The 22,381-nt window shown below is 62.1% G+C and carries 21 protein-coding genes and 1 tRNA gene; 10 read left to right on the top strand and 12 right to left on the bottom strand.

The features are described from left to right. Positions 1–40: 40 nt before the first annotated feature. From ACZ0AV_RS20005 to trmJ, 4 genes are all read right to left on the bottom strand, one after another. Positions 41–1,255, bottom strand: a complete 1,215-nt coding sequence (locus ACZ0AV_RS20005; RefSeq protein ID WP_499152643.1) for an IscS subfamily cysteine desulfurase — start codon at positions 1,253–1,255, stop codon at positions 41–43. 43 nt (positions 1,256–1,298) lie between these two features. Continuing rightward, positions 1,299–1,796 (bottom strand): Fe-S cluster assembly transcriptional regulator IscR, encoded by a 498-nt coding sequence (gene iscR, locus ACZ0AV_RS20000; protein ID WP_499152642.1) that lies wholly within the window; start codon positions 1,794–1,796, stop codon positions 1,299–1,301. Positions 1,797–1,944: 148 nt separating this feature from the next. Beyond that, on the bottom strand, positions 1,945–2,724 hold the full coding sequence (gene cysE, locus ACZ0AV_RS19995) for a serine O-acetyltransferase (RefSeq protein ID WP_499152641.1): 780 nt from the start codon (positions 2,722–2,724) through the stop codon (positions 1,945–1,947). Beyond that, positions 2,717–3,496, bottom strand: a complete 780-nt coding sequence (trmJ, locus tag ACZ0AV_RS19990) for a tRNA (cytosine(32)/uridine(32)-2'-O)-methyltransferase TrmJ (protein WP_499152640.1) — start codon at positions 3,494–3,496, stop codon at positions 2,717–2,719. Before trmJ ends, cysE begins: the two co-directional genes overlap by 8 nt. A 143-nt stretch (positions 3,497–3,639) precedes the next feature. On the opposite strand from trmJ, the gene suhB reads away from it, so the two are divergent. Further along, positions 3,640–4,455 carry a type III secretion system regulator SuhB gene (suhB, locus tag ACZ0AV_RS19985; protein WP_499152639.1) on the top strand — a complete coding sequence of 272 codons (816 nt, stop codon included), beginning with the start codon at positions 3,640–3,642 and terminating at the stop codon, positions 4,453–4,455. Positions 4,456–4,550: 95 nt separating this feature from the next. Here the strand turns inward: suhB and ACZ0AV_RS19980 are convergent, their stop codons facing one another. The 6 genes from ACZ0AV_RS19980 to queA form a co-directional block, all read right to left on the bottom strand. After that, positions 4,551–5,096: a glycine zipper 2TM domain-containing protein gene (locus tag ACZ0AV_RS19980; protein WP_499152638.1), complete on the bottom strand. Its 546-nt coding sequence runs from the start codon at positions 5,094–5,096 to the stop codon at positions 4,551–4,553. A gap of 125 nt (positions 5,097–5,221) precedes the next feature. Beyond that, entirely contained in the window at positions 5,222–6,139 is a 918-nt protein-coding gene (secF, locus tag ACZ0AV_RS19975) for a protein translocase subunit SecF (protein ID WP_499152637.1), read from the bottom strand. 9 nt (positions 6,140–6,148) lie between these two features. Further along, the gene (secD, locus tag ACZ0AV_RS19970) at positions 6,149–8,017 is read right to left on the bottom strand and encodes a protein translocase subunit SecD (RefSeq protein ID WP_499152636.1); all 1,869 of its coding nucleotides are present in this window, start codon (positions 8,015–8,017) and stop codon (positions 6,149–6,151) included. Between the two features lie 229 nt (positions 8,018–8,246). Next, positions 8,247–8,579 (bottom strand): preprotein translocase subunit YajC, encoded by a 333-nt coding sequence (gene yajC / locus ACZ0AV_RS19965; RefSeq protein ID WP_499152635.1) that lies wholly within the window; start codon positions 8,577–8,579, stop codon positions 8,247–8,249. Between the two features lie 39 nt (positions 8,580–8,618). After that, positions 8,619–9,734 carry a tRNA guanosine(34) transglycosylase Tgt gene (gene tgt, locus ACZ0AV_RS19960; protein ID WP_499153410.1) on the bottom strand — a complete coding sequence of 372 codons (1,116 nt, stop codon included), beginning with the start codon at positions 9,732–9,734 and terminating at the stop codon, positions 8,619–8,621. Positions 9,735–9,748: 14 nt separating this feature from the next. Then, a complete protein-coding gene (queA, locus tag ACZ0AV_RS19955) occupies positions 9,749–10,798 on the bottom strand; it encodes a tRNA preQ1(34) S-adenosylmethionine ribosyltransferase-isomerase QueA (RefSeq protein ID WP_499152634.1) in 1,050 nt (349 codons plus the stop codon). 113 nt (positions 10,799–10,911) lie between these two features. Between queA and ACZ0AV_RS19950 the strand changes: the two genes are divergently transcribed. The 3 genes from ACZ0AV_RS19950 (at position 10,912) to ACZ0AV_RS19940 (ending at position 12,144) form a co-directional block, all read left to right on the top strand. Continuing rightward, a tRNA-Leu gene (locus ACZ0AV_RS19950) sits at positions 10,912–10,996 on the top strand. A gap of 345 nt (positions 10,997–11,341) precedes the next feature. Then, entirely contained in the window at positions 11,342–11,554 is a 213-nt protein-coding gene (locus tag ACZ0AV_RS19945) for a cold-shock protein (protein ID WP_010486675.1), read from the top strand. 95 nt (positions 11,555–11,649) lie between these two features. Beyond that, positions 11,650–12,144 (top strand): RDD family protein, encoded by a 495-nt coding sequence (locus ACZ0AV_RS19940; RefSeq protein ID WP_499152633.1) that lies wholly within the window; start codon positions 11,650–11,652, stop codon positions 12,142–12,144. 74 nt (positions 12,145–12,218) lie between these two features. Here the strand turns inward: ACZ0AV_RS19940 and lptG are convergent, their stop codons facing one another. Both lptG and lptF read right to left on the bottom strand, forming a co-directional pair. After that, on the bottom strand, positions 12,219–13,280 hold the full coding sequence (gene lptG, locus ACZ0AV_RS19935) for an LPS export ABC transporter permease LptG (RefSeq protein ID WP_499152632.1): 1,062 nt from the start codon (positions 13,278–13,280) through the stop codon (positions 12,219–12,221). After that, complete coding sequence (lptF, locus tag ACZ0AV_RS19930) at positions 13,273–14,385, bottom strand: LPS export ABC transporter permease LptF (protein ID WP_499152631.1); 1,113 nt, start codon at positions 14,383–14,385, stop codon at positions 13,273–13,275. Before lptF ends, lptG begins: the two co-directional genes overlap by 8 nt. A 142-nt stretch (positions 14,386–14,527) precedes the next feature. On the opposite strand from lptF, the gene ACZ0AV_RS19925 reads away from it, so the two are divergent. The 6 genes from ACZ0AV_RS19925 (at position 14,528) to ACZ0AV_RS19900 (ending at position 22,297) form a co-directional block, all read left to right on the top strand. Next, positions 14,528–16,018 carry a leucyl aminopeptidase gene (locus ACZ0AV_RS19925; RefSeq protein ID WP_499152630.1) on the top strand — a complete coding sequence of 497 codons (1,491 nt, stop codon included), beginning with the start codon at positions 14,528–14,530 and terminating at the stop codon, positions 16,016–16,018. Between the two features lie 124 nt (positions 16,019–16,142). Beyond that, the gene (locus ACZ0AV_RS19920) at positions 16,143–16,562 is read left to right on the top strand and encodes a DNA polymerase III subunit chi (protein ID WP_499152629.1); all 420 of its coding nucleotides are present in this window, start codon (positions 16,143–16,145) and stop codon (positions 16,560–16,562) included. A 9-nt stretch (positions 16,563–16,571) separates the two neighbouring features. Beyond that, positions 16,572–16,982, top strand: coding sequence for a DNA polymerase III subunit chi (locus tag ACZ0AV_RS19915; protein WP_499152628.1), 411 nt, complete (start codon positions 16,572–16,574; stop codon positions 16,980–16,982). A gap of 124 nt (positions 16,983–17,106) precedes the next feature. Then, the gene (locus tag ACZ0AV_RS19910) at positions 17,107–19,938 is read left to right on the top strand and encodes a valine--tRNA ligase (protein WP_499152627.1); all 2,832 of its coding nucleotides are present in this window, start codon (positions 17,107–17,109) and stop codon (positions 19,936–19,938) included. Positions 19,939–20,095: 157 nt separating this feature from the next. Next, positions 20,096–20,392 carry a winged helix-turn-helix domain-containing protein gene (locus ACZ0AV_RS19905; protein ID WP_499152626.1) on the top strand — a complete coding sequence of 99 codons (297 nt, stop codon included), beginning with the start codon at positions 20,096–20,098 and terminating at the stop codon, positions 20,390–20,392. 75 nt (positions 20,393–20,467) lie between these two features. After that, positions 20,468–22,297, top strand: coding sequence for an SLC13 family permease (locus ACZ0AV_RS19900; protein ID WP_499152625.1), 1,830 nt, complete (start codon positions 20,468–20,470; stop codon positions 22,295–22,297). Positions 22,298–22,381: the final 84 nt, after the last annotated feature.

Raw genomic sequence — 22,381 nt, 5'->3', positions numbered from 1 at the left:
TATCAATCCTCTTTCATCAGGCGCCGCTCACTGGCAGCTTTTAGTGTGCTGCCCATTCCACCTTGGAAATGTCGACACCTTCTTTGAACATATCCCAGAGCGGCGACAGTTCGCGCAGCTTGGTGACGGCCTCGCGTACTTTCTCCGCGGCGTAGTCGACTTCCTCTTCGGTGCTGAAGCGGCCGAAGGTGAAGCGAATCGAGCTGTGTGCCAGTTCGTCATTGCGACCCAGGGCGCGCAGCACGTAGGAAGGCTCCAGGGACGCCGAGGTACAGGCCGAACCGGACGACACCGCCAGGTCCTTGAGGGCCATGATCAGCGACTCGCCTTCCACGTAGTTGAAGCTGAGGTTCAGGTTGTGCGGCACACGGGCAGTCATGCTGCCGTTGACGTACAGCTCTTCCAGGTCCTCGACGTGTTTGAAGAAGCGGTCGCGCAGAGCCGTAACCTTGGCGTTCTCCGCAGCCATTTCTTCTTTGGCGATACGGAAAGCTTCACCCATGCCGACGCACTGGTGAGTCGCCAGAGTGCCGGAACGCATGCCACGTTCGTGGCCACCACCGTGGGTCTGCGCCTCAAGGCGAATGCGCGGCTTGCGGCGCACGTACAGAGCGCCGACGCCTTTCGGGCCGTAGGTCTTGTGCGCCGAGAAGGACATCAGGTCGACCTTGAGGTTTTGCAGGTCAATCTCCACCTTGCCGGTCGACTGGGCGGCGTCGACGTGGAAGAACACACCTCGGGCACGCAGCATCTCACCGATCGCGCCGATGTCGTTGACCGTACCGATTTCATTGTTGACGTGCATGATCGACACCAGCGTGGTGTCTTCGCGCAACGCAGCCTCGACCATCGCCGGGGTAATGAGGCCATCTTCACGGGGATCGATGTAGGTGACTTCGAAGCCTTCACGCTCGAGCTGACGCATGGTGTCGAGCACCGCCTTGTGCTCGATCTTCGAGGTGATCAGGTGCTTGCCTTTGCTTGCATAGAAGCTGGCAACGCCCTTGATGGCGAGATTGTCGGATTCGGTGGCACCGGACGTCCAGACGATTTCGCGCGGGTCTGCATTGACCAACTCGGCGACCTGACGACGGGCGTTTTCCACCGCCTCCTCGGCTTTCCAGCCAAAGACGTGGGAACGCGAAGCCGGGTTGCCGAAGTTGCCTTCATTGGTCAGGCATTCGATCATTTTTTGCGCAACGCGTGGGTCGACCGGCGTTGTCGCGGAGTAATCCATGTAGATCGGCAATTTCATTTCGGTATCTCCTAATCAGGTATCAGGCCGGCGCCTTGCGTACTCAATCGACGGTGGACGCTTCAATCTTATCCAGTTGGTGCACCCTGCCATTGCTGTTGCAGCGACGCTGGTCCTGGCGCTGCGCGACCTCCTGCACCTCGCTGCGCGTGACCAGGTCGGCCAGGCTGATGCCGCTGAGGAACTCGTGGATCTGCTGGCTCAGGTCACACCACAAATGGTGGGTCAGGCAGATATCACCGGAGTGGCAACCGCCCTGCCCCTGGCAACGCGTGGCGTCGACGGATTCGTTGACCGCATCGATCACTTCGGCGACCTGGATGCCCTGCATGTTGCGCGACAGCTGATAACCACCACCCGGACCGCGCACACTGGACACCAGGCTGCCACGGCGCAGCTTGGCGAAAAGCTGCTCGAGATAGGAAAGAGAGATGCCCTGGCGCTCTGAAATATCGGCGAGGGATACCGGCCCGTTCTGGGCATGCAGAGCCAGATCGAGCATGGCAGTCACGGCATACCGGCCTTTGGTAGTCAGTCGCATGAAGGGTTACCAAGCAATCACAATGTGCCGCGATTATCCTATTTCCGAGTATTTGAGTCAACTATAAGACCGAGTAAAACACTCAGGTTTAGGTGTCGCGACGGGCTGGAGCGGCGCCGGATCATAGCAAAGCCATAGCCGGCACGCATCAGGCGGCCGGCTTGCCGCCCTGCCCCTTGCAAACCCCGTCGAAGTCCTCGGCACGCAACTCGGGCAGATCCTTGGCGCAGTAATCGCTGCCGAGTGCGCCCAGCGCCTCGCACATGCCCTCCAGGCGGTGGTCGACCGCATGCAGATGATCGAGCAATTGCGCGATTGCCCGCGCCACCGGATCGGGCATGTCCTGGCTGACGCCGTAGGCATCGAAGCCGAGCTTGTCCGCCATCGCCTGGCGCTGCGCCTCGAGCGCACTGTCGTCCTTGACGATGATTTTGGCCGGAATGCCGACCGCCGTCGCGCCGGCCGGCACCGCCTTGGTGACCACGGCGTTGGATCCGATCTTGGCACCCGCACCGACGGTGAACGGGCCAAGCACCTTGGCACCGGCACCTACCACCACGCCGTCTTCGAGCGTCGGGTGACGCTTGCCCTTGTTCCAACTGGTGCCCCCCAGGGTCACACCCTGATAGAGCGTCACGTCGTCGCCGATCTCCGCGGTTTCGCCAATGACGATACCCATACCGTGATCGATGAAGAAGCGCCGGCCGATCACCGCACCCGGGTGGATTTCGATGCCCGTCAGCCAACGACTGAAGTTCGACACGCTGCGCGCCAGCCACTTCCAGCCGGCGCCCCACAACACGTGAGCGGCGCGGTGCAACCAGATCGCATGCAGACCGGGGTAACAGGTGACCACCTCGAACGCATTGCGCGCCGCCGGATCACGGTGGAAAACCCCCTGGATATCTTCCCGCATGCGCTCAAACATCAGTTTTTCCCCGCTTATGGTGCTCGCCGCGCGCCGCCTTGAGGGTTTCGGTCAAAACGCCGCGCAAGATATTCATTTCCAACCTGGTCACGCTGCTGCGCCCATACAGGCGACGCAGGCGACTCATCAGATGACGCGGATTGGCCGGATCGAGAAAACCGATCTCGACCAGCGATTTTTCCAGGTGCCCATAGAACGACTCCATTTCGTCGGCGGTGACCGGCTGCTCACCGTCGTCGGCAGCGACCTCCGGGCGCGGCGCCGCAAGCGGCGCATTGTCCAGCGCCAGGGCGCTCATCCGAACTTCGTAAGTCAGCACCTGTACGGCAGCAGCCAGGTTCAGCGAGCTGAATGCCGGGTCAGAGGGAATATGCACATGGAACTGGCAACGCTGCAGCTCTTCATTGGTGAGGCCGGCATGCTCGCGGCCGAACACCAGCGCCACCTCGGCCCCCTCGAGCACCTTGCTCACGGCCGCCACGCCACACTCGCGCGGATCGATCAGCGGCCAGGGAATGCGTCGCTCACGGGCACTGGTCCCGAACACCAGACTGCAACCGATCAAAGCATCCTCAAGGCACGACACCACTTGGGCGCCGTCCAGGATATCCGTGGCACCGGACGCACGCACCACCGCTTCCTCGCTGGGAAACTGCCGCGGCTCCACCAGCACCAGCCGCGACAGGCCCATGTTCTTCATGGCACGTGCCGCGCCGCCGATATTGCCGGGATGACTGGTATTGACCAGTACCACTCGAATGTTCTGCAGCAAGAGGACACGCCCGCATCGGATAAATAAGGTGACAAATCTTACAGAAGCCCCCTGCTTTATGCCACGCGGGCACCGACGGCACTTCAAGCGAGATGCTTTTCTGCTAGAATGGCCGGCTTTATTACGACCCCAGGTGAACTTCCATGCAGCCCATGCTGAATATCGCGCTGCGCGCAGCCCGTAGCGCCGGTGAAATGATCTTCCGCTCAATCGAACGCCTGGACGTCATCTCCGTAGATGAAAAGGACGCCAAGGACTACGTTACCGAGATCGACCGCTCTGCCGAGCTGATGATCATCCAGGCCTTGCGCAAGGCCTACCCGACCCACGGCTTCCTCGGCGAGGAAGGCGGACTGCTCGAGGGCAGCGGCGAGGGCGCCGACTATCAGTGGATCATCGACCCGCTCGATGGCACCACCAACTTCATTCGCGGCGTCCCGCATTTTGCCGTCAGTGTGGCCTGCAAATACCGCGGCCGCCTTGAACATGCGGTCATCATCGACCCGGTGCGCCAGGAAGAATTCACCGCCAGCCGCGGCCGCGGCGCGGCCCTGAACGGACGCCGCCTGCGTGTAAGCAACCGCAAAAGCCTGGAAGGCGCCCTGCTGGGCACCGGCTTCCCGTTCCGCGACAGCCAACTGGACAACCTGGAGAATTATCTGGGCATGTTCCGCAGCCTGGTCGGCCAGACCGCAGGCGTGCGCCGCGCCGGCGCAGCCAGCCTGGACCTCGCCTACGTGGCCGCAGGCCGTTTCGACGCCTTCTGGGAGTTCGGCTTGTCCGAATGGGACATGGCTGCTGGCGCCCTGCTGATCCAGGAAGCAGGCGGCCTGGTCAGCGACTTCAGCGGTGGCCATGAATTCCTCGAGAAGGGCCAGATCGTGGCCGGCAACACCAAGTGCTTCAAGGCCGTGCTGACAGCGATCCAGCCGCACCTCTCGGCCTCGCTCAAGCGTTAATAGCGACGCCCTCGAGAAACCGGCCTGGCGCCGGTTTTTTATTGCCCATAAAAAAGGCGCTCCGCAGAGCGCCTTTTCTACATCCGCCTCACGGATTACTCACTCGCCTCGGAATCGGCCAATACCAGCTTACCGTCGCGAACCGGGATCTTGCTGCCGGGCTCTTCATCCATGCGAACCTTGCCGACCTTGCCATCCAGATCGTACTTCACGTCATAGCCAACGATCTTCTCGCTGGAGTCGGTGACGGTCTTGCAACGCGTCTCTGTGGTGCTGTAGGTATCGCGGCCCTGCATACCTTCCTGCACCTTGTTGCCGGCATAGCCGCCACCCACGGCGCCTGCGACGGTAGCGATCTTCTTGCCATTGCCGCCGCCCACCTGGTTGCCGAGAAGGCCACCGACTACCGCACCGATCGCTGTACCGGCGATCTGGTGCTGGTCCTGAACCGGACGCTGGCGGGTAACGGCCACTTCACGACACTCTTCGCGTGGCGTTTTGATGGTTTCGGTCACTGGTTTGACCGCCAGCACCTCTGCATACTGAGGTCCGCCGCCGACCAAACTGTAGGTCGCAACAGCGCCACCCGCAGTGACACCAACAGCACCCAACACAGCTCCAACCAACAACGACTTGTTCATGCGAACCTCCTGATCACAACTGCAGCGCCCTTGCGCTTTACTCCCTGCCTTGGAAACGCAAAACGGGCGACAAGTTCCCTTGTCGCCCGTCTATATCCACTGCAAACGCGCCGTGCGCCACACCCTCACGGGCGGTCGTCGGCACCCTCGGCGGTGGCCACTGGAGGAATCAGATCCTCGCTGGTCAGCTTCAGCCAGATCAGCACCGGAGCACTGATGTAGACCGACGAATAAGTCCCCACCACCACGCCGATAAGCAGCGTCAGTGCGAAGCCGCCGAGGCTGTCGCCACCAAAGATCAGCAATGCGATCAACGCCATGGCGGTCGACAACGAAGTGGCCATGGTGCGCAGCAAGGTCTGGGTAACCGACACGTCGATGTTCTCGACAATGTCGGCCTTGCGCAGCACGCGGAAGTTCTCGCGGATACGGTCATAAATGATGATCGTGTCGTTGAGGGAGTAGCCGATCATGGCCAGCACCGCCGCGAGCACCGTCAAGTCGAACGGCACCTGGAAGAACGCCAGGATACCCAGCGTCACGATGATGTCGTGCGCCAGCGAGCCGACGGCGCCGATGCCGAACTTCCACTGAAAGCGAAAGGCCAGGTAAAGCAGGATGCCGCCGAGCGCCAGCAGCATGGCCAGGCCACCCTGATCACGCAGCTCTTCACCCACTTGCGGGCCGACGAACTCGACACGCTTGACCTCGAAGGAAGTGGTGTCGATCTTGCGCAGCGCGGCTGCCACTTCATTGCCCAGATCGGCCGAATCACCAGCCAGGCGCACCAGCACATCGGTGGTCGAGCCGAAACTCTGCACCACGGCGTCGGTGTAGCCCGCCTGACCCAGCTCACGCTTGATCAGCTCGAGATCTGCCGGCTGCTCGTAGGACAGCTCGATCAAGGTACCGCCGGTGAAGTCGAGGCCGAAGTTCAGCCCGTGCTTGAACAGGCTGCCAAGGCCAATGAGGCTGATGACTACAGTGATGGCGAACGCAAGGTTGCGTATCGCCATGAAAGGAATGCGAGATGGTAACTTCATGTTCTCACCTTAAATCCACAGTTTCTTGAAGTTACGGCCACCGAAAATCAGGTTGACCATACCGCGGGTGAACATGATCGCGGTAAACATCGAGGTGATGATGCCCAGCGACATCGTCACCGCAAACCCTTTCACGGGCCCGGTTCCCAGTGCGAACAGAATTGCACCGACCAGCAACGTGGTCAGGTTACTGTCGAGAATCGCCGAGTAGGCACGGTCAAAACCTTCGTGGATGGCACGCTGCACCGAAAGGCCGTTGGCCAGTTCCTCGCGTATTCGAGAGAAGATCAGCACGTTGGCGTCCACAGCCATGCCCAGCGTCAACACGATGCCGGCAATCCCCGGCAGGGTCAGCGTCGCACCGATGACCGACATCAGGCCTACCAGCAAGACCAGGTTGAACGCCAGGGCCACGGTTGCCAGCACACCGAAGAAGCGGTAGATGGCGATGATGAACAGCGACACGAAGACCATCGCCCACTCGGTGGACTCGATACCCTTGACGATGTTCTCGGCACCCAGGCTCGGGCCGATGGTGCGCTCTTCGGCAAAGTACATAGGCGCGGCCAGGCCACCGGCGCGCAGCAGCAGCGCCAGCTCGGACGACTCGCCCTGGCCGTTCAGACCGGTGATACGGAACTGACTTCCCAGTGGCGACTGGATGGTCGCCAGGCTGATGATCTGCTTCTCTTCCTGGAACGAATCGAGGCGCACTTCCTGCTCGACACCGTCGACCATCTGTTTGACATAGCGAGTCACCGGCCGTTGCTCGATGAAGATCACCGCCATGCTGCGCCCGACATTGCTGCGAGTCGCGCGATTCATCAGGTCGCCGCCGTGGCCATCCAGACGAATATTCACCTGTGGACGGCCATTTTCGTCGAAGCTGGCCTGAGCGTCGGTAACCTGGTCACCGGTGATGATCAGCTCGCGCTCGAGCCCCACTGGTGGACGACCTTCCTCACGGAAACCGAACTGCTCGGTGGTGCCGCGCGGCGCGTTCGGATCGGCCGCCAGGCGGAATTCGAGGTTGGCGGTCTTGCCGAGAATACGCTTGGCTTCGGCCGTATCCTGCACGCCCGGCAGCTCGACCACGATGCGGTTGGCGCCCTGGCGCTGGACCAGCGGCTCGGCAACGCCAAGCTCGTTGACCCGGTTGCGCACGGTGGTCAGATTCTGGCGGATCGAGTATTCGCGAATCTCGGCGATCTTGGCTGCCGTCAAGGTCACGCGCAACACCTGCTGGCCGCCACGTTCCTGGGCATTCAATTCGAAATCGGTGAAATCCTTGCGGATCAGTTGCTGGGCCTTCTCCAGGGTTTCGCTGTCGGCGAAGCCCAGCTGAATGGCATCGCCCTGCTGCGGCATGCTGCGATAGCGTACGCGCTCCTTGCGCAGCAGGCTCTTGAGCTCGCCTTCATAGACCTGGCGGCGCACGTCCAGGGCCTTGTCCATATCGACTTCAAGCAGGAAGTGCACACCGCCGGACAGGTCGAGGCCAAGCTTCATCGGGCTGGCACCCAGGCTGCGCAGCCAATCGGGGGTAGTCTGCGCCAGGTTGAGCGCGACCACGTAGTTGTCGCCTAGCGTCCTGCGCACGACGTCCTTGGCCGGCAGCTGGTCGCCCTGCCTGGTCAGGCGCACGAGGCCGCTACGACCTTGCTCGCCAACGCTCGCGGCCTTGACCTCGATACCGGCATCGCTCAGCGCCTTGCTGACGCGATCGAGATCAGCCTGTTCGATGGCCTGCGCCGAGCTGGCCCCACTGATCTGAATGGCCGGATCATCAGGGTAGAGATTGGGTGCGGAATAAATCAGGCTGATGCCGAGTACGGCCGCGATCAGCAGGTATTTCCACAGAGGGTATTTGTTGAGCATGAATGACGCCGCCCGCTTATGACGCGGGGCGCAATCTGCGCCCCGCGGGATGGATAAAACTGGAACAGAGACTTAGCAGAGCACTGAAAAACCTAGGCGAGGCAACCAGCACAAGGCCGATGGCGGCCCGACAGATACAGGCGAGGATGCGGAGTTTACGGATGTAAATGAGCATTCCGAGCCTGTATCCAACGCAGCGATGGCAACGCAGGTAGTTCTTCAACCGTTATCAGATGGCTTTCAGCGTGCCCTTGGGCAGGGTGGCCGCAACGGCTGCTTTCTGGATCTTCAGCTCGACGGTGTCGGACACCTCGATCACCACGAAATCGTCGCTGACCTTGGAAACCTTGCCAGCGATGCCACCGGAGGTCACGACTTCGTCACCCTTCTGCAGATTGCCGAGCAGGTTCTTGTGCTCCTTGGCGCGCTTGGCCTGGGGGCGCCAGATCATCAGGTAGAAGATGACCAGGAAGCCGACCAGGAAGATCCACTCGAAACCGGTACCAGCCGGGCCGGCAGCACCAGCGGCATCAGCGTAGGCAGCGGGAATAAAAAAGCTCATTTGACACTCCTGTTGGAAGTTCTTTTAACGATCGGAAAATCAATTCAGCGGCGGCGTTGGCAGGCCGCGCCGAGCATAGAAGGCATCGACAAAGGCGGCCAATGTACCTTGTTGAATTGCCTCGCGCAAACCAGCCATAAGGCGCTGGTAATGACGCAAGTTGTGGATTGTATTCAACATGCTGCCCAGCATTTCGCCGCACTTGTCCAAATGATGCAGATAAGCACGCGAGAAATGTTTGCAGGTGTAACAGTCGCAGGTCGGATCCAGCGGCGAGTCGTCATGACGGTGAAACGCGTTGCGGATCTTCAACACGCCCGTATCGACAAACAGGTGGCCATTGCGCGCATTGCGCGTCGGCATTACGCAGTCGAACATGTCCACGCCACGGCGCACACCCTCGACCAGGTCTTCCGGCTTGCCGACGCCCATCAGGTAGCGCGGCTTGTCTACAGGCATCTGCCCGGGCAGGTAATCGAGCACCTTGATCATTTCTTCCTTCGGCTCGCCCACCGACAGCCCGCCGATGGCCAGGCCATCGAAATCCAGTTCGCTCAAACCTTCCAGCGAGCGCATGCGCAGGGTTTCGTGCATGCCACCCTGGACGATGCCGAAGAGCGCCGCAGTGCTTTCGCCATGGGCGACCTTGGAGCGCTTGGCCCAGCGCAGCGACAGCTCCATAGAGGTCTTGGCGACGTCGAGCTCGGCCGGATACGGCGTGCACTCGTCGAAGATCATCACGATGTCGGAACCCAGGTCGCGCTGCACCTGCATCGACTCTTCAGGCCCCATGAACACCTTGGAGCCGTCGACCGGCGAGGCGAAGGTAACGCCCTCCTCCTTGATCTTGCGCATCGCGCCCAGACTGAATACCTGGAAGCCGCCGGAGTCGGTGAGGATTGGCCCCTGCCACTGCATGAAGTCATGCAGGTCGCCGTGACGCTTGATGACTTCGGTGCCAGGGCGCAGCCACAGGTGAAAGGTGTTGCCCAGGATAATCTGTGCACCAATGGCTTCGATGTCGCGTGGCAACATGCCTTTTACCGTGCCATAGGTACCGACCGGCATGAAGGCCGGCGTCTCGACCACCCCACGGGGAAAGGTCAGGCGGCCACGACGGGCCTTGCCATCGGCGGCCAGCAGTTCGAAGGACATGCGGCAACTGCGCGTCATAGGTGTTCCTCGGGCCCGCGCGGCGCGGGATTGCGGGTGATGAACATGGCATCACCGTAACTGAAGAAGCGATAACCCTCGGCCACCGCCTGGGCGTAGGCTGCCATGGTTTCCGCATAGCCGGCGAAGGCCGACACCAGCATCAGCAGGGTCGACTCGGGCAGATGGAAGTTGGTCACCAGAGCATCGACCACGTGCAGGGGCCGGCCGGGGTAGATGAAGATGTCGGTATCACCACTGAACGGGCGCAGCTCACCATCGCGCGCGGCGCTCTCCAGCGCCCGCACACTGGTGGTGCCAACCGCGACCACGCGCCCGCCACGTGCCCGACAGGCAGCCACGGCGTCGACCACGGCAGCGTCCACCTGCAGCCATTCGCTGTGCATCACGTGGTCTTCGATACGCTCGACGCGTACCGGCTGAAAGGTACCGGCGCCGACATGCAGGGTGACGAATGCGGACTCGATGCCCTTCTCGGCGATAGCGGCCAGCAACTCGCGGTCGAAGTGCAGGCCGGCAGTGGGCGCCGCTACCGCACCGGCATGCTGGGCGTAGACGGTCTGATAACGCTCGCGATCGGAGGCTTCATCAGCGCGGTCTATATAAGGAGGCAACGGCATGTGGCCGACACGCTCGAGCAAGGGCAACACCGCCTCGTCGAAGCGCAGCTCGAACAGCGCATCGTGACGCGCCACCATCTGCGCCCGGGCACCGCCATCGAGGAGAAGGGTCGAGCCAGGCTTCGGCGATTTGCTGGCGCGCACATGCGCCAACACCCGGTAATCATCGAGCACTCGCTCGACCAGCACTTCGAGCTTGCCGCCCGAGGCTTTCTGGCCAAACAGCCGCGCGGGAATCACCCGGGTGTTGTTGAACACCATCAGGTCACCGGGGCGCAGGTATTCGAGCAGATCGGCGAAGTGCCGGTGAGCGAGCGCACCGCTGGCGCCGTCGAGAATCAACAGCCGACTGGCGCGGCGCTCGGCAAGAGGATGGCGGGCGATCTGTTCATCGGGCAGATCGAAATGAAAGTCGGCAACGCGCATGGTGGAAAAGGTGTCATCTTGCAGGGCGGAGCAGCTTACCGGATTTCCCTTACGCTGACCACGCAAGTGCATTGACCAATGGCAACTTGCTCCCTATACTGCGCCGCCATTGTGCCCCGGTGGCGGAACCGGTAGACGCGGCGGATTCAAAATCCGTTTTCGAAAGAAGTGGGAGTTCGAGTCTCCCCCGGGGCACCATATATCCTTCAACTGTTACCTACTTGTGACAGTTCGCACCAAAGCTGTGCTGCGCGCCGCCTCTTCGCGCAATCAATTAGCCATTATAAAAACCAACTTGGAACTCGCCTTAAAGCCTCACGAATCCTACGTGGGATTATGCGTGCCCGAGGGGTTGGCATTTGCTTCAGAGTTAGCGTAGAGTTCATTCACTGTGTTTGCATGGGTCGCCGAGAATCGTGACCTGATGCAGTAGATCGCTCAAGATCCGCTACATCCCGTTCGACTTCCAACACTCCTTGCAACCAGTCTTCAGTCCTCTACACATGGAGGCTGTCATCAACTCTAGTTCCAAGGAAAAGAGACATGTCGAATCGTCAGAACGGTACCGTCAAGTGGTTTAACGACGAGAAAGGTTTTGGTTTTATCACTCCAGAAAGCGGTCCGGATCTGTTCGTACACTTCCGCGCTATCGAAGGTAACGGCTTCAAGAGCCTGAAAGAAGGCCAGAAAGTTAGCTTCGTTGCTGTACAAGGTCAAAAAGGCATGCAGGCTGACCAGGTTCAAGTCCAGGAATAAGCCGCTGCTTTTAAAAACCCCTGATGCTTATCAGGGGTTTTTTTATGCCTGCAATTTATTATCGCCCGGTTATCTCTTTTGATCGCGAGCCACCCATGCCGAGACACGCACTGCGCCCGCCAGGCACCTTCCCCACCGCCGGCCTGAGTCGCCGCCTGGCGGCCATGCTCTATGACAGCTTCCTGTGTATCGCCCTGCTGATCGTGGTCACCTTCATCTACAAGCTGGTGCAAATGGGCATTTATGGCGAAGCGCAACTGCGCCAGTGGTCGGAAGCAGGTGCGCTGGATGGCGATCCACTGCTGTCCACAGTACTGCTGCTCAGCCTGTTCGGCTTCTTTGCCAAGTTCTGGACCCACAGCGGTCAGACGCTGGGCATGCAGGTGTGGGGCATACGCGTGCAGAATGCAGACGGTACCGCGATCAGCCTCTGGCAGGCGCTGCTGCGCTTTCTGATCGCAATCGTCTCATGGTTGCTACTGGGCGCAGGCTACCTGTGGATACTCCTCGACAAACAGAAACGCAGCTGGCACGACTGCTATTCAGACAGCCGTATCGTGCAGCTACCGAAAAACGTCCATCGCCCGTAACGCCGGCCTGAACCAGCGCCGCAGCCCGGGAAGGAGAAGGATAGCGCCTCTCGCCAGGCGAGAGGCGTGCCTGGTCAGCCCGCCCGGCGCAGCAGCCAGACACCCGCTACCGCACAGATACCCGCCGGTATCAGCACCGCGAACAGCGGCGAGAAGCCGAATACCAGGCTAGAAGGCCCAAGCAGATCCTGGGCGATGCGAAAGACGAAACCAACCAGCACGCCCGTGAAAACGCGCTGACCCAGGGTCACCGAACGCAGCGGCCCGAAGATGAAGGAAATTGCCATCAACACCAGCGCAGCCGTCACCAGCGGTTGCAACACCTTGGTCCAGAAGGCCAGCCAGTACTGACCATTATTGAGCCCCTGCTCCTTCAGGTAGTGGATGTAGCGCCACAGGCCGGTCACAGAAAGCGCCTCCGGCTCAAGCACCACGGTGCCGAGCAACTGCGGATTGAGCTCGATATCCCAGCGCTCGCTCGGCTGCTTGAGCACCTCGGTACGGCGTTCGAGAAAACGCGTGGTGGCGACATCTTCCAGCTGCCAGTAACTGCCCTGGTAGGTGGCACGACGAGCGAAGCTGGACGATTCAAGGCGACGCTGGTCATCGAAACGGTATCGCGTCACGCCGAATAGCACGCCATCGGGCTGCACCGCGTTGATGTGCACGAACTCCTGGCCCTGGCGGTGCCACATGCCCCGCCTGGCTGTTTGCGCCTCGCCGCCGCCCTGAGCCATGGCACGACCGGCCTGGGCCTGATTCTCGCTCCAGGGCGCCACGTACTCGCCAATCAGGATGCCGACCAGCATCAGCGCCAGCATGGGCTTCATCACACCCCAGACGATACGCCCGATGGACACGCCAGCAGCGCGCATGATGGTCAGCTCGCTGTTGCTGGCCAGGGTACCCAGGCCGATCAGGCAGCCGACCAGTGCCGCCATCGGCAGCATGTCGTAGATACGCCGTGGCGCGGTAAGGAACACGTACCACAGGGCGTCGCCCAGGCCGTAATTGCCCTCTATGTCACCCAGCTCGTCGATGAAGGCGAACAGCAGGGCTAGGCCGACGATGATGCCCAGTACAGCCAGGATGGCGAACAGCACCTGAGCGCCAATGTAACGATCCAGCTTAACCACGAGCACTCTCCCGACGACTTACCAGCTTCAGCCGCATCGGCTCCCAGTACAGCAGGGCCAGGCCGATCAGCAGGAACAACAGATGCACGCCCCACAGCCCGACCACGGGCGGGATGCGCCCCTTGTCGAGCGCGCTGCGCGCCGCAACCAGCAAGCCAAGGTAGGTCATGTACAGCAAGATCGCCGGCAGCAGCTTGAGGAACCGGCCCTGACGCGGATTGACCCGCGACAGCGGCACCGCCATCAGCGTGACGATGAATACCAGCAAGGGAATGGACAAGCGCCACTGCAGTTCCGACTGCAGCCGCGGATCGTCGCTGCCGAACAGCTGCGAGGTGGGGATAGCCTCCCGCTCGCTGATATCGGCGGTAACCGATGGTTTGGGCAGCAACACCCCATAGGTGTCGTACTGCACCACGCGGTAATCGGCCTGACCGGGGTTGCCGTCATAGCGATAGCCGTTTTCCAGGATCAGGTAACGGCTGCCGTCGGCATGCAATTCCTGGCGCCCTGTCTCGGCCACCAGCACGGTGATGCCGCGCTCCTTGTCGCCATCACGCGACAGGCGCTTGTCGGAAATGAAGATGCCGCCCAGTTCAGTGCGGTCTTCCGAAAGCTCCTGGGTATAGGTGACCCGCGAGCCGTTGCGCATGGACTGGAAACGCCCCGGTACCAGGGTGTCGAATTCGGTCAGCGCATCCTGCTCGTTGAAGATCTTGGCAACCTGGGAGACCCCCTGGGGCGCCAGGCCCATGCTCAGCCAGGCCACCAGCAGCGCCACCACGGTGGCCGGTGCCAGGCTGTAGATGAACAGTCGCTGCTGGCTCATGCCGGTGGCCGACAGCACTGTCATCTCGCTGTCGAGGTACAGCCGCCCATAGGCCAGCAGGAACCCCAGGAACAGCCCCAGGGGCAGGATCAGCTGCAGGAAACCAGGCAGGCGAAAGCCCATGATCAGGAACAGCACCCCCGGATCGAGTATGCCTTGGGCCGCCTGCGCCAGGTACTTGATGAAGCGACCGCTCATGATGATCACCAGCAGCACGGCACTGACCGCGCTCAGGGTAACCAGAACCTCTCGGGACAAATATCGGAAGACAATCAAACAGACACTCCAGGGTTGTCAGGCTCAGGCGGCTGTGCTCAAACTAGCCGCACTGCATGCTGGCACGCGAATCAAGCGAACCGGCCGAAAAATTGTCGTCATTATCCTGTATTCGCGACTCGTTGTCTTGGGGACACCACGCATGGAATTTATTGTCAAAAGCGCTCGCCCGGAAACATTGAAAACCGCCACGCTGGTCATTCCCGTCGGTGAGGGAGCAACCCTCGGCGCAACCGCCAAGGCGGTCGATGCCGTAAGCGGCGGTGCCATCAGCACCCTGCTCAAGCGCGGCGACCTGACCGGCAAGGCAGGCCAGACCCTGCTGGCGCACAGCCTACCGAACCTCAAGGCCGAGCGCGTGCTGCTGGTCGGCATCGGCAAGGAGGCCGAACTGTCTGACCGCCAACTGCGCAAAATGATCGCCGCCGTTTATGGCGTACTGAAGAATCTCGGTGGCAGCGATGCCCTGCTCGCTCTGCAGGACGTCTTGGTAAAGAACCGCGACGCTTACGGGACTGCCCGCCTGGTGGTGGAAAGCCTGGCCGACGCCGGCTACCAGTTCGACCGATTCAAGAGCCAGAAGGCCACGCCGGGCGCCTTGAAGAAAATCACCCTGATCACCGACAAGGCCGACACTGCCGCCGTCGAGCGTGCCACCCGCGAGGCGCGTGCCATCGCCATCGGCATGGCGCTGACCAAGGACCTCGGCAACCTGCCACCGAACATCTGCCACCCCAGCTACCTCGCCGAGCAGGCAAGGGAGCTGGGCAAGGCGCACAAGAACCTCAAGGTCGAAATTCTCGATGAGAAGAAGCTCCAGGCGCTTGGCGCCGGGGCCTTCCTTGCCGTAGGCCAGGGCAGCGACCAACCCCCACGAATGATCGTGATGCAGTACAACGGCGGCAAGAAGGGCGACAAGCCACACGCCCTGGTGGGCAAGGGCATCACTTTCGACACCGGCGGCATCAGCATCAAGCCGGCTGCCGGCATGGATGAAATGAAGTACGACATGGGCGGCGCCGCCAGCGTGTTCGGCACCCTGCGTGCCGTACTGGAGCTGCAACTGCCGATCAACCTGGTGTGCCTGCTGGCCTGTGCCGAAAACATGCCCAGTGGCGGAGCAACACGCCCCGGCGATATCGTCACCACCATGAGCGGGCAGACCGTGGAAATCCTCAACACCGACGCCGAAGGCCGCCTGGTGCTGTGCGACACCCTGACTTACGCCGAACGCTTCAAACCGCAGTCGGTGATCGATATCGCTACCCTCACCGGCGCCTGCATCGTCGCCCTGGGCAGCAACGTCTCGGGCCTGATGGGCAACGACGACGAACTGGTCAACCAGCTTCTGGCCGCCGGCCGCCAGGCCGATGACCGCGCCTGGCAACTGCCGCTGTACGACGAATACCAGGAACAGCTGGACAGCCCGTTCGCCGATATCGCCAACATCGGCGGGCCGAAAGCCGGCACCATCACCGCCGGCTGTTTCCTGTCGCGCTTCACCAAATCCTACAAGTGGGCGCACCTGGATATCGCCGGCACGGCCTGGGTCAGCGGCGGCAAGGACAAAGGCTCCACCGGCCGCCCCGTGCCCCTGCTCACGCAGTACCTGCTCGATCGCGTACAAGCCTGACCCCGGCTGGATCCGATGGCGGCCCCTCGGCCGCCATCGGCAATCGCGGTGAGCGCACCTCGATTGCTGCCGCTCACATCGCTTTTCGCTTGAAGCTTGCCGCTTGAAGCCCGACACTTCGCCTATGCCCCGAATCGAATTTTATGTCCTGTCGTCAGCCACCCCGGCCGAACGTCTGCGTACTGCCTGTCAGCTCGCCGGCAAAGCCTGGCGCCATGGCCTGCCGGTATTCCTGCGCGCCAGTGACGCCGCCCAGTGCAACGAGCTCGATGAGCTGCTGTGGCGCGCTCGCCCGGAAAGCTTCATCCCCCATGATCTGCATCAGCACGAGCCGAAATCCCCGGTGGTGATCGGTGTCGATGACGTGCCCGCAACCGCGCAGGGTGTGTTGATCAACCTCGGCAGCACGCTCAGCCCGCACATCGAACACTTCAGCCGGGTGATCGAGATCGTCAATCAGGAACCCGCCCTGCTGACCGCCTGCCGGGAGAACTTCCGCAGCTACCGTCAACGGGGCTATGATCCCAAACGTGTCGAACTGTAAAACGCCCCCATGGACAACCTGACCCCACCGCACAAGCCCGGCGCCCTGCTGAACGATCTCGAGTCGATTCGCGAGTTGCTGGATGACGACCTCGATCCGCCTCTGCTGACCGAAAAATTCGATGCCGACGATATTCCCCTGCTCTGCGAAGTAGTGGCTGACGCGGCACCCGTCCCCAGCCTGCAGCCGGTCGCTGCCACGGCGGCGGTTGCCGGCATGGCCTCGGAGCACGAGTTGCGCCAGACCGTGCAGCGCGCCATCGGCCGGGACAACGAGATCAACCGCCTCGACAGTGAACTGCGCGCCGCAGCGCAATTGTTGCTGCAGGATGTGATCGATGATTTCGTGCCGCAGATCGAAGCCGAACTCAAGCGCCGCTTGCAGGCCCGCCTGCACCGCCTGCTGCCCCCGCGCCGCTGATCGCGGCTTGCCCTGACGCCATTTTCCCGCTCGACCGATAGCCGCGAGAGCGGAGGAAAACTGCACGGCGGTTGGTTATACTGCTCGGCTTTTCCGATCAGACGCCAGAAGGGTCCCGCCGCGCATGGACAAGACCTACCAGCCCCACGCCATCGAAACCGCCCTGTACGAAAACTGGGAGGCGAACGGCTACTTCGCTCCGCAGGGTTCCGGTGAGCCCTACACCATCATGATCCCGCCGCCCAACGTGACCGGCAGCCTGCACATGGGCCACGGCTTCAACAACGCGATCATGGATGCGCTGATCCGCTTCCGCCGCATGCAGGGTCGCAACACCCTGTGGCAACCGGGCACCGATCACGCCGGCATCGCCACGCAGATGGTGGTAGAGCGCCAACTGGGCGCCCAGGGTATCGATCGTCATGATCTGGGCCGTGAGAAATTCCTCGACAAGGTCTGGGAATGGAAAGCCGAGTCCGGCGGCACCATTACCCGGCAGATCCGCCGCCTGGGCTCGTCGGTGGACTGGTCGCGCGAGCGCTTCACCATGGATGAAGGCCTGTCCGAAGCGGTCAAGGAAGCCTTCGTGCGCCTGCACGAGGACGGCCTGATCTACCGCGGCAAGCGTCTGGTCAACTGGGACACCAAATTCCACACCGCCATTTCCGACCTGGAAGTGGAAAGCCACGACGAGAAAGGCCACCTGTGGAACCTGCGCTACCCCCTGGCCGACGGCAACAAGACCGCCGAGGGCAATGATTATCTGATCGTTGCCACCACCCGCCCGGAAACCGCACTGGGCGATGCCGCCGTCGCCGTGAACCCACAAGACGAGCGCTACAAGGCGCTGATCGGCACCTACGTCGAGCTGCCATTGGTAGGCCGCCGCATCCCGATCATCGCAGACGATTACTGCGACCCGGAATTCGGCACCGGCTGCGTGAAGATCACCCCGGCTCACGATTTCAACGACTACGAAGTCGGCAAGCGCCACAACCTGCCGCTGATCAACATCTTCGACCATGACGCCAAGGTGCTGGCCGGCGCGCAGATCTTCAACATCGACGGCAGCGTCAACGCCCTGCTCGATGCCAGCCTGCCTGCCGAATACGCCGGCCTGGATCGCTTCGAAGCGCGCAAGCAGATCGTCGCCGCGTTCGACGCCCTGGGCCTGCTGCAAAGCATCGACGACCACGCCCTGAAAGTGCCGAAAGGCGACCGCTCCGGCACCATCATCGAGCCATGGCTGACCGATCAATGGTACGTGTCCACCAAGCCGCTGGCCGAAAAAGCCATCGCGGTGGTCGAGAACGGTGACATTCAGTTCGTGCCCAAGCAGTACGAGAACATGTACTTCAGCTGGATGCGCGACATCCAGGACTGGTGCATCAGCCGCCAGTTGTGGTGGGGCCATCGCATTCCGGCCTGGTACGACCAGGCAGGCAACGTGTACGTCGGCCGCGACGAGGCCGAAGTTCGCGCCAAGCATAACCTCGGCGACCTGCCGCTGCGCCAGGACGACGACGTGCTCGACACCTGGTTCAGCTCCGGCCTGTGGACCTTCTCGACTCTCGGTTGGCCCGAGCAGACCGACTTCCTGAAGACCCATCACCCGACCGACGTGCTGGTCACCGGTTTCGACATCATCTTCTTCTGGGTCGCCCGGATGATCATGCTGTCGACCCACCTGACCGGACAGATCCCGTTCAAGACCGTCTATGTACATGGCCTGGTGCGCGACGGCCAGGGCCAGAAGATGTCCAAGTCCAAGGGCAACGTCCTTGACCCACTGGATATCGTTGACGGCATCGACCTCGAAACCCTGCTGGCCAAACGCACCAGCGGCATGATGCAGCCCAAGCTCGCCGAGAAGATCGCCAAGCAGACCAAGGCCGAGTTCCCGGAAGGCATCGCCAGCTACGGCACCGACGCCCTGCGCTTCACCTTCTGCTCGCTGGCCACCACGGGCCGTGACGTGAAATTCGACATGGGCCGTGTCGAGGGCTATCGCAATTTCTGCAACAAGCTGTGGAACGCCGCGAACTTCGTCATCGAGAACACCGATGACCAGGACACCGGCATCAACGGCGAAGCCGTTGACCTGTCGCCGGTCGATCGCTGGATCATCTCCGCCCTGCAGCGTTGCGAACAAGACGTCACCCGTCACCTTGACGCCTTCCGCTTCGACCTGGCCACTCAAGCCCTGTACGAATTCGTCTGGGACGAGTACTGCGCCTGGTACCTGGAACTGGTCAAGCCGGTGCTGTGGGACGAGAACGCCCCGCTCGAACGCCAGCGCGGTACTCGCCGCACCCTGGTGCGCGTGCTGGAAGTGATCCTGCGTCTGGCGCACCCGTTCATGCCGTTCATTACCGAAGAAATCTGGCAGCGTATCAAGGGCAAGGCCGGCGTCAGCGGCGAAACGCTGATGCTGCAACCCTGGCCGGTGGCCAATGAAAGCCGCATCGACGCGGCGGCCGAGGGCGACATCGAGTGGGTCAAGCAGTTGATGCTTGGCGTGCGACAGATCCGTGGCGAGATGAAGATCTCCATGGCCAAGCGCATCGACGTGATCCTCGCCAACGCCAATGGCGAAGACCTGCGTCGCCTCAACGACAACGCCCCGCTGCTCAACAAGCTGGCCAAGTTCGAGTCGGTAAAGGTACTGACAGCCGGTGAACAAGCGCCGATGTCTGCCACCGCTCTGGTCGGCGACATGCAAGTACTGGTGCCGATGGCCGGGCTGATCGACAAGGAAGCCGAACTGGCGCGCCTGGACAAGGAAATCCAGCGTCTGGAAGGTGAAGCCAAGCGAGTCGGTGGCAAGCTGGCCAACGAAGGCTTCGTCGCCAAGGCGCCGGCCGAAGTACTGGAGAAGGAACGCGCCAAGCTGGCCGAAGCCGAACAGGCGCTGGCCAACCTGGTGGAGCAGCGCGGCAAGATCGCCAGCCTGTAACAGGCTGCTGGAAGCTAGCTCGGCGTTGGCTTCCTGCGTCGCGCACTAAAGAGAACGGCCCGCCGCGGTGAAACCCGGCGGGCCGTTTTCGTTTATGGGCATGCCGACGGGGTTCAGGCAGTATGCTCGCGACTCCTTACCTGATCGGGCGATGCAAATGGACGTGAGCAAGACCAAGACCAGTTTCTACCGCCGCCTTTACGTAGCCTGGCTGATCGACAGTGGCGCCGCCGATAGCGTGCCGGCCCTGATGGCCGCCACCGGCATGCCGCGGCGTACCGCTCAGGACACCCTGAACGCGCTGGAGGAGCTGGATATCGACTGCCGGTTCCAGCAGCAGGATGGTGAGCGCAACAACGCGGGCCATTACATGATCCGCGACTGGGGCGCCATCGACAAACGCTGGATCGCCGCCAACCTGCAGCAGATCAAGGCGGTGCTTGGCTATCCCTGAGAGACTATCCATTACCCGGGCACAGCCCTCTGCTGGCTGCCGGGCCAGTACGGAACATCAGGGCAAGGAGCCTGAATGAACATTGAACTGCTGATGGTGCTCGGCCTGCTATTCACCGCCGTGGTGCTGTTCGTCATCAATAAACCGCGCATGGACGTGGTCGCGCTGATGATGCTCGTGGCACTGCCGCTGACCGGCGTACTGAGCATTCAGGAAACCCTGGCCGGCTTCGCCGACCCCAGTGTGATCCTCATCGCCGCGTTGTTCGTGATCGGCGAAGGCCTGGTGCGCACCGGCATCGCCTATCGCCTCGGCGACTGGCTGGTGAGCAGAGCTGGTAGCAGCGAAACGCGCCTGCTGGTACTGCTGATGGTGGCAGTCGCCGGGCTCGGCTCGGTGATGAGTTCGACCGGCGTGGTGGCGATCTTCATCCCGGTGGTGCTTGGTGTGGCCGCGCGCCTGAAGATTGCTCCCGGCCGGCTGATGATGCCGCTGGCGTTCGCCGGGCTGATCAGCGGCATGCTGACCCTGGTCGCCACGCCGCCGAACATGGTGGTGCACAGCGAACTGCTGCGCGCCGGTCTGCCGGGCTTCGATTTTTTCAGCTTCACCCCCATTGGCCTGACCATCCTGGTACTCGGCGTGCTGTACATGCTCGCCACCCGGCGCTGGCTGCAACGTGACGATAGCGGTGACGAGACGGCCCCGCCGCGCCTGACCCTGGCCGATCTGGCCCAGAGTTACCGGCTCAGTGAGCGCGAACGGCGCTTGCAGGTGCGCGCCGACTCCCCACTGGCCAATCAGGCCCTGGATGAACTGAAACTGCGTTCGCAATACGGCATCAACGTGATCGCCGTGGAGCGCCAGCGGCAGTTTCGCACCCTGCTGCTGATGGCCACCGGCAATACCCAGTTGCAGCCCGGTGACGTGCTGCTGGTCGACCTGGCCAGCCCGGCCATCGCCCTGCTCGGCGCCTATGACGAGCTCGGACTCGAAGCCCTGCCGCTGGGTAACTCCTACTACGGCGTGCACTCCCACGAGCTGGGCTTGGCCGAAGTGGCCTTACCGCCGGAGTCGCACCTGCCGGGCAAGACCATCCAGGAGCTCGGCCTGCGCAGCCGCTACAAGCTCAACGTGGTCGGCCTGCGCCGCCATGGCGAGGCGCTGGAGGGTGTGCTGGTCGACGAGAAACTGACCCACGCCGATACGCTCCTGGTGGCCGGCAGCTGGAAGCAGATTCATCACCTGCAGAGCCTCAACCGTGATTTTCTGGTCCTCAGCCTGCCGGCCGAGGTCGACGAGGTGGCGCCCGCCGCGCGCAAGGCGCCCTATGCGCTACTGAGTCTGGCGGTGATGGTTGGGCTGATGGTCAGCGGCCTGGTGCCCAACGTCATGGCCGCGCTGATCGGTTGCCTGCTGATGGGCGCCTTCCGCTGCATCGACATGCCCAGCGCCTACCGGTCGATTCACTGGCCGAGCCTGATCCTCATCGTCGGCATGCTGCCCTTCGCCCTGGCCCTGCAGAAAACCGGTGGTATCGACCTGGCGGTCAACGGCCTGGTCGGTGCGCTGGGGGAGTCCGGGCCGCGGGTGATCCTGGCCAGCCTGTTCGCGGTCACCGCGCTGATCGGCCTGTTCATCTCCAACACCGCCACAGCGGTGCTGATGGCCCCGGTGGCGATCGCCACCGCTCAGGCATTGGGTGCCTCCCCCGTCCCGTTCGCGATGACCGTGGCCCTGGCCGCCTCGGCTGCCTTCATGACACCGATCTCCTCACCCGTGAACACCCTGGTGCTGGGGCCGGGCCAATATCGCTTCGGGGATTTCGTGCGCATCGGCGTGCCGTTCACCGTGCTGGTGATGATCGTCAGCGTGGTGATGGTGCCGTGGATATTCCCGCTGTAGTTCAATGTGAGGAACAACGGCGGGTTCGTGGCGAGCGCAGACGTAGGGTGGATGACGCTCTTTTCATCCACCATTGCGATCGGT

This window comes from Pseudomonas sp. AC532 (assembly GCF_979258965.1).
Note: the sequence above shows the minus strand (reverse complement) of the source record. Positions and strands in the feature narration are given on the sequence as shown.